This window comes from Pseudoalteromonas sp. S1727, from assembly GCF_005886375.1.
GTDB lineage: Bacteria > Pseudomonadota > Gammaproteobacteria > Enterobacterales > Alteromonadaceae > Pseudoalteromonas > Pseudoalteromonas haloplanktis.
Window position 1 is genome coordinate 1 of the sequence record NZ_PNDT01000152.1, and the last position, 9,736, is coordinate 9,736.

Annotated in this window: 7 protein-coding genes and 1 pseudogene; 6 read left to right on the forward strand and 2 right to left on the reverse strand. The window is 41.0% G+C overall.

Translation table 11 applies throughout. The features are described from left to right. Positions 1 to 116 precede the first annotated feature (116 nt). The gene (pdxH, locus tag CWB85_RS21065) at positions 117 to 755 is read left to right on the forward strand and encodes a pyridoxamine 5'-phosphate oxidase (RefSeq protein ID WP_016708652.1); all 639 of its coding nucleotides are present in this window, start codon (positions 117 to 119) and stop codon (positions 753 to 755) included. A 6-nt stretch (positions 756 to 761) separates the two neighbouring features. Further along, a complete protein-coding gene (locus tag CWB85_RS21070) occupies positions 762 to 1,535 on the forward strand; it encodes a TatD family hydrolase (protein ID WP_016708653.1) in 774 nt (257 codons plus the stop codon). Here CWB85_RS21070 and CWB85_RS21075 read toward each other — a convergent pair. Beyond that, on the reverse strand, positions 1,502 to 2,122 hold the full coding sequence (locus CWB85_RS21075) for an AhpA/YtjB family protein (protein WP_016708654.1): 621 nt from the start codon (positions 2,120 to 2,122) through the stop codon (positions 1,502 to 1,504). The genes CWB85_RS21070 and CWB85_RS21075 overlap by 34 nt on opposite strands. 134 nt (positions 2,123 to 2,256) lie before the next feature. On the opposite strand from CWB85_RS21075, the gene serB reads away from it, so the two are divergent. Continuing rightward, complete coding sequence (gene serB, locus CWB85_RS21080) at positions 2,257 to 3,270, forward strand: phosphoserine phosphatase SerB (RefSeq protein WP_016708655.1); 1,014 nt, start codon at positions 2,257 to 2,259, stop codon at positions 3,268 to 3,270. Here the strand turns inward: serB and CWB85_RS21085 are convergent, their stop codons facing one another. After that, complete coding sequence (locus CWB85_RS21085) at positions 3,271 to 5,757, reverse strand: PilZ domain-containing protein (RefSeq protein WP_138555950.1); 2,487 nt, start codon at positions 5,755 to 5,757, stop codon at positions 3,271 to 3,273. A gap of 363 nt (positions 5,758 to 6,120) precedes the next feature. On the opposite strand from CWB85_RS21085, the gene radA reads away from it, so the two are divergent. The 3 genes and pseudogenes from radA to CWB85_RS22855 form a co-directional block, all read left to right on the forward strand. Beyond that, positions 6,121 to 7,506 carry a DNA repair protein RadA gene (radA, locus tag CWB85_RS21090; RefSeq protein WP_138555951.1) on the forward strand — a complete coding sequence of 462 codons (1,386 nt, stop codon included), beginning with the start codon at positions 6,121 to 6,123 and terminating at the stop codon, positions 7,504 to 7,506. A 154-nt stretch (positions 7,507 to 7,660) separates the two neighbouring features. Further along, positions 7,661 to 8,593, forward strand: coding sequence for an aq_1923 C-terminal domain (locus CWB85_RS21095; protein ID WP_138555952.1), 933 nt, complete (start codon positions 7,661 to 7,663; stop codon positions 8,591 to 8,593). 408 nt (positions 8,594 to 9,001) lie between these two features. Further along, positions 9,002 to 9,292 (forward strand): annotated as a pseudogene (locus CWB85_RS22855) (hypothetical protein); the annotation flags it as partial. Positions 9,293 to 9,736: the final 444 nt, after the last annotated feature.

Below are 9,736 nucleotides of genomic sequence, written 5' to 3' on the forward strand. Positions count from 1 at the left end.
GTTTGGTGATAGCTTTTAGATGATAGCTGATAGCTGATAGCTGATAGCTGATAGCTGATAGCTGATAGCTGATAGCTGATAGCTGATAGCTGATAGCTGATAAAGAAGGATTTGATATGAAACTCGAAGATATTCGTCGTGAATACCTACAAGATGGGTTGAGCGAAGATAGTTTGCTTGATTGCCCTTTTAAGCAGTTTGAAAAGTGGCTCGATAACGCTGTAACCGCTAATTTATCAGACCCAACTGCGATGGTGGTGGCGACGGTGGATGAAACTGGTCAGCCTTCACAGCGTATTGTGTTGTTAAAACACCTTGATGATAATGGTTTTGTATTTTTCACCAATACTGGCTCACGTAAAGCGCAAGAGCTTAAAGGTAATAACAAAATATCGTTACACTTCCCGTGGCACACCATGGAGCGTCAGGTCATTGTTTATGGCGAAGCACAGCCGTTACCGACCTCAGCGGTAGCGAAATACTTTTTGTCCCGTCCTAAAGAAAGCCAGTTAGCAGCATGGGCATCAGCACAAAGTAGGCCGGTATCATCACGTAAAGTGTTGATGGAAACCTTTGCCAATATGAAAAATAAATTTGCGAAGGGTGAAATCCCATTACCCGATTTTTGGGGCGGCTATTGCGTCGTGCCTACCAAAATTGAGTTTTGGCAAGGCGGCGCGCATCGTTTACATGATCGTTTTATGTATCAGCGCCAAGCTGATAATAGTTGGCAAATTACACGCTTGAATCCATAAGCTGTTATGGCGTTTATTGATTCTCACTGCCACTTAGACTTTGCTGAATTTGATGCTTCTCGCACACAACTCATTGCACAATGTCAGCAGCATAGCATCGACAAACTCATTGTGCCGGGGATTACCTTGGCACAATCTCACGCATTAATTGCATTTGCCGCTAAGTATAAGGGCGTGCACATTGCCGCTGGTTTACATCCTTATTTTTTAGCTGAATATCAACCAAGCCATTTAGCAGCATTAACTGAATTTGCCGAGCAACATCAGCCGCAGCTGGTTGCTATTGGTGAATGTGGTATTGACCGCAGTATCGATAATTTAGCCTTACAAACTCAGATATTTGAGCATCATATTGAACTTGCTAATCAACTAGCATTGCCTCTGATCGTACATCATCGACAAAGCCACGATTTAATTGCACAGTCATTTAAGCGCTGCAAGCCTAAATTCGGTGGGGTTATTCATGCCTTTTCAGGTTCAATGCAACAAGCACAGTACTACATTAAGCAAGGTTTTAAGCTAGGAGTGGGTGGCGTGATCACCTATGAGCGGGCACAAAAGACCCGTAGTGTCGTTGCTGCATTGGCAGCTGAACATTTAGTGCTTGAAACAGATGCGCCATCAATGCCATTGGCGGGCTTTCAGGGGCAAATCAATACGCCGTTACAGTTGCCTTTAGTGTTTGAACAACTATGCCAATTGAAGCAGATCACAGCACCTTATAAAGCTGATTTTAAAAAGCAGCTTTATGAATCGTGTTCAGCACTTTTTCGGATATAGCGATTAACCTGCCAGCGCTTTAAGCCTCGGCCAAGTTGCCATGTGAAAATACAGGTGATCACCAGCATTAGTAATACTTGGCGACCTAGATCATGAAAACTACTGTGACTCGTTGCCACCGCTGAGCGAGTTAAATAAGTAACAGAAGCAAACCCCAATGGGCGATTATCATCACTTATAATTGGTTCAACAAACGGTGTCTTAAGCTTACTAATACCTGGAGTTGAATTTGGTAACTTCCCCAATAAATGGTGCATTTGCCAATTATCACTACTGGCGATAAGGACACCTTGATGATCGTAAATCGTTGCTGCTAATACAAACTCATCTTTACTAATACTATTACATAAGGCGGTGAGTTCGGGTTTGTTTTTTTCAAGTAATGGTGTTTTAGCATTAAGTGCCATAAAGCGGGTTAAGCTTCTTGCCGTGCTGTCTGCATTATCATAAAGCAGTTGGTGACTTTGAAAACTGCCATTAACCGCTACCCAAGTCAGTAATAAAAAGCAAGCAGCAGCAATGCTTAATCGCACTAAACGCTGCCTTAGGGATGCTGAAATAGGGTTTTTAAGATGGTTATTTTTCATAGTCACCGTTTACGCTGCTGACAGCTTTTGCTTTTGATGTTACAACTAAGCCTAACTATAACCTTAAATCCCCCTTTATGGCGAGTTAACTGTTATTTGGCAGGGGAGACATTAGTATTATTTTTGGAGTCACCATGACATTGGAGCGCATTGCGAGCCTTTCATCTGAGCAATTGTCAATGCAGTTGTCGTTAGGCAAGTGGTATCACTATCAAAGCGCCTTAGTAGAGCAAGCACCTTTACCAGCCGATCCACAAGGGGTGTTTAGCATTGCTTTTACTGGGAATTTTAACGGCCAGCAACTAACAGATATTGTTCAGTTTTTATCGCAACAGCAATTTACAGTCTCAGCTGTATGTCGTTATCAGCCTGATCCAAGTTTAACGCCTGCTTTGTGCTTTTACAGTGATACCGCAAACGCGAGTATTAACCCCCTATTACTGAATGAGTTTGCTCATCCGCTGGGTTTTCAACTTGTACAAGTTAGCAAGCCGCCAAAGCTTACAGCTCCAGGCTTATTAGTCATGGATATGGACTCAACTGCCATCACCATCGAATGTATTGACGAAATTGCTCGTCTAGCTGATGTGTACGATGATGTTGCGGCGGTGACTGCACAAGCAATGGCTGGCAAATTAGATTTTAGTGAAAGCTTGCATCAACGTGTAGCCAAGCTTGAGGGAATAGAGCAAAGCTTAATTGATGAGCTGAAAAGCAGCTTGCCTTTAATGCCGGGGATTAAAGAATTATGCGAAGTGTTGAAACAACATAGTTGGTATTTAGCCATCGCATCAGGTGGCTTTGTACCATTTGCTGAGCAAGTGCAACAGCTTATTGGTTTAGATGAAATCCATGCTAATGTTTTAGAGTTTAAAGACGACAGACTCACAGGTAAAGTGCTGGGTACAATTGTTGATGCGCAGCAAAAAGCCGTGGTACTTCGTAACTTACAGCAGCAGTTAAGTTTACCAATGCAGCAAACAGTGGCTATTGGTGATGGCGCAAATGATTTAACCATGATGGCAGAGGCAGGGCTCGGAGTTGCCGTTCACGGTAAGCCGAAGGTGGTTGAGCAAGCTCAAGCAGCCATTTGCCAAGGCTCGCTACTGCAGCTGCTGTATTTATTAACCATCCCAATGGCTGAGTAATTAACTTAGTCGCTTTAACCAAATTTGTTTACGCTTATTCATTTGTTCTATCAGCTCAACTGGTAAATCTAAATGACTAAGCGTTTCATCAGTTACATCAACCATGTCACCAACACCTGCTACTGACCACAACGCTTCTTCCAGATCTTTGGCTTTATGAAGTGCGTATTGGCTTACGTATTTTAGCTCGTTAGCTAAGTAATCAGTGTCAGGGCGACCTGTTCGCGAAATAAAAACACGCATTATAAATAACAATTCAGATTTTAAACCTTTCTTTAAAAAGAGGAGGTTAGGGGTGAAATCGTCCGTTGCACTGCATTGGCTTTTCACAGCCTCTTCAATAGTTGATTTTTTCGGATCAAAACGGATAAATAAAGTAAAAGGTAATGGTGGATCTTGTCGGCTGCGGTCTTTTATTTGTGGGGTAATGACCTCATTTATTTTCTCTGGTGGCAAAAGCGCATCAATGCTGGTGGTGTCATTGAGCAAACCATAGTTTTGTAAAATAATATGTAATGGACTGGGGTATAAACCTTGGCCAATTGCGCCTGTTTTAAAATGCGCCGCCTCTTTATGTAAGTAAAACGGAAATTGACACACGCTCTTAGTCACCATGTTCCTAAGTGCCGTTGAAAGTCCAGGTACTTTTGGTGCTTCTTCAGATACTTTTAGTTTATCTTTATTATTTTCAATTAACTGTGTGAAAAACCTCACCCCTTCATGCGGGACGTCAGCTACTCTAGATGCTTTTAAATTGATAGTGGTTAATGACTTGCTAACAGCCATCACTTCATATTTCAATTTACTAAGCACATGCTTTTTAGTGATTTTTTGTAGCTCAGGCAAGCTTAACTCTACAATGTCACCTTTTTGAAAAGTAACGGGTTGTTCGCATTCTATTTGTAGCCCCATTACTGAGAAATCACGGCTATGGGCGGTATATGTTTGCTCATCTTGTGTAGTTAATAGTGCATCAGTTTTGTATAAATAGCGCTTATGCGAGCGCAGGTTCACATACTCTAAATCAACGGTTTCAAGCTTTGGTGGAGTTTTATGTTTACCGTGCCCAAAGCGCTTTAACTGATTAACGATACTTTTATCATAATCAAAACGTTGATAATGGGCTTGTTCTGCTGCGGTGCCAATGGAGGTTAAGATCAGTAAATACTTTACGTCTTTGATCATACCTTGAACGCGAGGCGAAGGGGGCTTATTGAGCTTTTCAATATCTTTAGCTGCGGTATTTGGTAAGCTCAGCGGAATATATGAGTCTTCAGGGTGGCTAGGCATTAACTGTACTTTAAAGCATTGCCAGCTGTCTTTTTGACTACCAAAACCAAAAAATAACGCACTTAATTGTGGCTCTTTAGCAAGCTCACTGCGTGTTGCTGAATAGTAATATACTTTACCAGCGACTACATGGGTAAAGGTGTATAAATACTCTTCTTTAACTTGCGCAGGGTTACTTAATAATTGGCTTAAACGTTGTTGGTTTAAAATAGTATATAAACAGGATAACTTACGTTCATCACAAAAATAACGCTGGATGAAAATATTGTTTTCAGTTGTGAGCACTAAGCTTGGGTAGAGCTTGTCATTTTGCAGGCTAAAAAAGGTGAATAATGAGGTAACGCGAGGAATATAATACTGCTCATAGCCCTTAGAAACCACAGCATCTAAAGTGTTATCTAAATTCACCTTATAACGGCGCTTATTACCATGAATAAAGCTTTCTAAAAATTCATCGAACTTTGCATTGTTCTCGATAAAAGTGCGTTTTAACCGCACATGATTATACTCTGTCGATATTTTTTCAACCGCAACAACTTCGTATTGAATACCGTTTTTTAAACCCAGTTCAAAATCTTGTTCAAGTCCCACTAAGCGTAGCCCAAGCAATTGGCCTTTCTTGACTTGGTAACGAGGGGAAAGTTTGATTTTTGCGCCACTTAAAGAAATATCAGACGTACTGGCCGCGATTGTATTGTCTTTGCTCAATTCTACCGTAATTTTGATTGAGTAATTCATTCGTTCTTCACGACGACTTTCATAAGAAGCAAACTTAATAACCTGACAATCTCGTTTTTGTTCATTTTGTTGGTCAGCTTGGTTTGCTTGCTGTGCAGCCTTTTTTTGCATGACGCGGTGATTGTTATCGGTATTCATAACGGCTTCATAAACCGCAAGAGTATACCCACCATGACGTTTTATGGCTTTTTCAAATACCGCAATGGCGGTTTCATCCATAAAGTGTTGTTTGCCTTCATACTCATAAGGCTTCACCTGGCCTGTAACTTGGCCACGTAAATCAATAAAACGAGCAATGGGTTGCGATAAGCGTGACATTTCCATCTTGATCAAGAATTGCTCAGGTTTTGTTAAACCTGCCGTCTTTGATTTAAAGATAGTGTCAAATTTGGCATTACCTAAATACGATTTAAGTTCGTCAACCAAACTTTCGTACTTCAGTAGAATGTCTTCAGTCATTTATAAAACCATCACCGTCTATTCTAAAAAGTTGGTATACTGCGTGAGTATTTATACATTCTCTGGGCTGCTGGTTTTCAGCGTAGAAAATGTAATGAGCTACCATCTTTAGTTTTTATTATTATTAAACTGCCAAATAAATGGCTCATTACTTTAATTTTAGGATCAAAAAGCCCAAGTAGGAAAGGTTAAGCAAAAAGTATGCCCTAAAAAAAGTAAATTACTTTTATATAACTCGATTGTGGCGTTGATTTGTCTAGTTGGCAAGGTCAATATTCGTCAATCAAAGTACGGCATAGCAAACTAAACATTACCTAGTATTAACATAAATAATTTCAAAATGACGAGTATAGGCAAAAGTTTATGGCAAAAGCGGCAAAAATAGAGTTTGTTTGTACCGAATGCGGTATGAACTATCAGCGCTGGCAAGGGCAGTGCCGCTGTGGCGCATGGAATACCTTAGCCGAGTTTAAGCCTTCGGCAGGGCAAGCTAAAAAAGCAGCAGCGCGTAGTGCTGTTGGCGGTTATGCTGGAGGTGTGGGCGGTGGCTCGAAAAAAATTAATGACATCGCAACCACTGAAGCCGAAAAGCAGCTCACCGGCATTGGTGAGCTTGATCGTGTTTTATCGGGCGGTGTTACCACAGGCTCTGTAAATATTATCTCTGGCGACCCTGGGGCTGGTAAAACAACATTATTATCTGACTTAGTAGCGCGTATGTCACAACGTATGCCGTCACTGTATTGCACCGCGGAAGAGTCGTTATCGCAATTTAAAAACCGTGTAAATCGCTTAAAGCTTGATTACAACCCTGATGAACTGTACTTATTATCAGAAACCAGTGTCGAAACTATTATCGAAGAGCTTGAAAAGAACAAAATTAAGTTTGCGGTGATCGACTCTGTTCAAGCCGTAGTAACTGATACCGCCAATGGCAGCCCAGGATCCCCGTCGCAAGTTAAAAGTGCCGCGCAAGCATTGACCCAGTATTGTAAGCAAAACGATGTCACTATGTTTATTATTGCCCATGTAAATAAGAATAATGAAATAGCTGGGCCGCAAACCTTAGTACACATTGTTGATGCGTTACTGCATATAGATACCAACGATGGCCAAATACGTACCTTACGTGCCAATAAAAATCGCTTTGGCGACATTGACACAGTGGGCATTTTTAGAATGTGTGAACGCGGCATGCTTAGTGTTGATAATCCCAGTGAAATATTTTTATCAGGCTCTAGCACTGATTCGCCGGGTTCAGCCATTACTTGTATTCGTAAAGGTAACCGTAATCTACTCCTCGAAATTCAATGTTTAACTACTGAAACCGAAGCTGAATTTCCGCAGCGGGTGTGTGTGGGCTTAAATATGAATCGGATCAAAATGCTCACCGGTATTTTGCGCAAGCACACTAAAACCAAAATCTTCCACGATACGTTTTTTAACATTGTGGGTGGGCTGAGAATTGATGAAACAGAAACCTGTATCGATTTAGCACTAGTGACTGCCTTACTTAGTAGCTTAAATGAATTTGTGGTGCCACGAACTACCTGTATTATGGGGGAGCTGAGCTTAAATGGTGACGTACGGCCAATTGACAGTGGCGTACCGCGCGTCAAAGAAGCTGCACAACATGGCTTTACCGAAATATTCATTCCATTTCGAAATTACCATAAATCGATGGAAGGGCTGGGCGCTAAAATCACCCCAGTTAAAACGGTACATGAGCTGTTAAGTTTAATTAATTAGTGGTAAGTACATAAGACATATTAGTGCTCCTGATCCAACGCAAGCCCTTACTAAAGCGATTATTGAGTGATAGGCTTAGGTAAATTTTTAGTATAAAGCCGTTTAAAACGTTATAAATAACAACGGTGATAAAGAATAGTAATAAGGAAATAGAATGAAAAAACTCGCAATTGTTGCCGTTGTTGTTGCCGCTGCAATCGGTGGTGTTAGCTACGCAAATCACGCACTGACACAAGAAGTGAAAGTAGAAGTTGATCGTCAACTAGCGCTGATGAATCAACAAATGGGCGTGACAGCCAGTTATGAAGATATCTCGGCGAGCGTATTTGGCCAAAGTGTAGAAATATCGAATATGGAAATCACCGGTTTTGACCAGCAAGCAGTAGCCAATATTGCGAGTATTAAAGTGTCAGGATACGAAACCGATAAAATCGCGCCACGTACCGAGCTGACAATTAAAAACTTTGCCTTTAGCGAGCACTTTTTAGCTCAGCTACCAGCAGATGCTAATAATAACCTTGCTTCAGCCAGTTATGATTTACATACTTTAATGAATTACGATGAAAAGTCAGGGGATAGCGATATTGCGTTCGATCTTAATGCTAATAAAATAGTTGCCCTTAATTTCAACCTCGGTTTAGCAAAATCAACAGCACTGATGAACGCATCATTAAAGTTAAGTCAAATGCAGCAAGAGTTAGGCAATCAGCAACCTACCCTAGAGCAGCAATTACAACAACAAACCATTTTAATGGAAGCACTTTCCCAGCTTGAACCGCGCAGCATTGAAATAGCCCTTAACAACGAAGGTGAATTTAAAGCATTAGTAGAGCAAGCACTTGAAAAACAAGGTATGACGCTAGAGCAAATGCAGCAAATGGTCGACATGCAGTTGCAGCAAGCCCCTGTGAGTAAAGAGCTGGGTGAGGCGATTAAAAACTTTACGCAAGGGTTAAGCTCATTAACCGTGTCAGCAAGCTTGCCAGAAGGGCAAACTATGACCGAGATCAACCAACAAATTTTTACTCTTATGGGGCAACCAGAAGAGCTGGCAGCGTTTATTAATTTAAAAGCGAAGGGTGAATAATAGCTGTCAGCTATCAGTCGTAAGCTGTCAGTTTAAAACAGCGGTAGTTTTGAGTTAGTTGAAAGCGCGAGTTTAGCTCGCGCTTTTTTATTGGGTGATTTTAGGGGGTAGGAGCTAGGTTTTAGGCGTTAGGCGCTAGGAGAAACCAAAGTAGGTCGGCGTTCAATTTATCATCGTAGATTGTGACTGAGCGCAACGAAACCCAACCGTGACAGAGCAAAACTGAGTGATGGTTTCAAGGTGGAAACCGACGTTGATATAGGTTTAGAATAATAACTCATTGAGTAATAAAGCTGTTGTTTGCTCCCATATTCAGAAAAATGAGCGACACGCGTATATTGTTTCATTTAGCTTTGCTTAAAGATAATAGAAAACGTAGTGATAGTAATACGTTAGCTAATTTGTTAACGTCAAATAATACCAAAAGGACTCCCGTTTGAGCTTAAATCATATCTTGAACTTATTGAATTAACTGGGCGCTGCGTTAAGGAAGGTAAACAGGGCTATATAGAGTGTAGTCATTTGCCATTATTAGAGCGTGTAAATATTTCCCCCGAAAACTGGTTAAAACTGACCACACAATTTACTCGCGTTTTTCATGGTGCAGTGGGTAGAGCGGCGGCACAAGAAAGCTACTGTGAAAATCTGAAGAGAAAACGACGTAGTAACGTGAGCAATAGCGAAAAACTACTGGCCTAGTCCTTATACTCAACTAAAACGTTAACTATTGTCTCAAGACAAGGGTTGCTATGTCAGTAATTTAGGGATTGTCGAATAAAAGCTTTCCGAGAGAATAGTAAATGTAATTTTGAATGAGTTTTAGGCGGTGAATACATTTTATGTGGACTTATCTTGTTCATTTTTTAGGTTGTTATTAAAGGTGGGTGTCAAGCAAAGAGCTCATTTTCCAACATTTATGGGGAGCTTGGACATTACGACTAAAAAGATTTAATGGAACGGAGCCTACACTGCTCTTTGCAAAAAATATTTATTCCACTCAAAATAAAAGCCGTGCTTGACTTAACAAGCACGGCTTTTATTTTTACTAGCATCTAGCATCTAGCATCTAGCATCTAGCATCTAGCATCTAGCATCTAGTGAAGAATACGTGCTCTGATCGTGCCCTCTACGGCTCTTCACTCT

Coding starts and splice junctions, on each gene's coding strand:
- CWB85_RS21070 (WP_016708653.1), top strand. CDS start 762: ATGGCGTTTATTGATTCTCACTGCCACTTAGACTTTGCTGAATTTGAT.
- CWB85_RS21095 (WP_138555952.1), top strand. CDS start 7,661: ATGAAAAAACTCGCAATTGTTGCCGTTGTTGTTGCCGCTGCAATCGGT.
- CWB85_RS21075 (WP_016708654.1), bottom strand. CDS start 2,122: ATGAAAAATAACCATCTTAAAAACCCTATTTCAGCATCCCTAAGGCAG.
- radA (WP_138555951.1), top strand. CDS start 6,121: ATGGCAAAAGCGGCAAAAATAGAGTTTGTTTGTACCGAATGCGGTATG.
- pdxH (WP_016708652.1), top strand. CDS start 117: ATGAAACTCGAAGATATTCGTCGTGAATACCTACAAGATGGGTTGAGC.
- serB (WP_016708655.1), top strand. CDS start 2,257: ATGACATTGGAGCGCATTGCGAGCCTTTCATCTGAGCAATTGTCAATG.
- CWB85_RS21085 (WP_138555950.1), bottom strand. CDS start 5,757: ATGACTGAAGACATTCTACTGAAGTACGAAAGTTTGGTTGACGAACTT.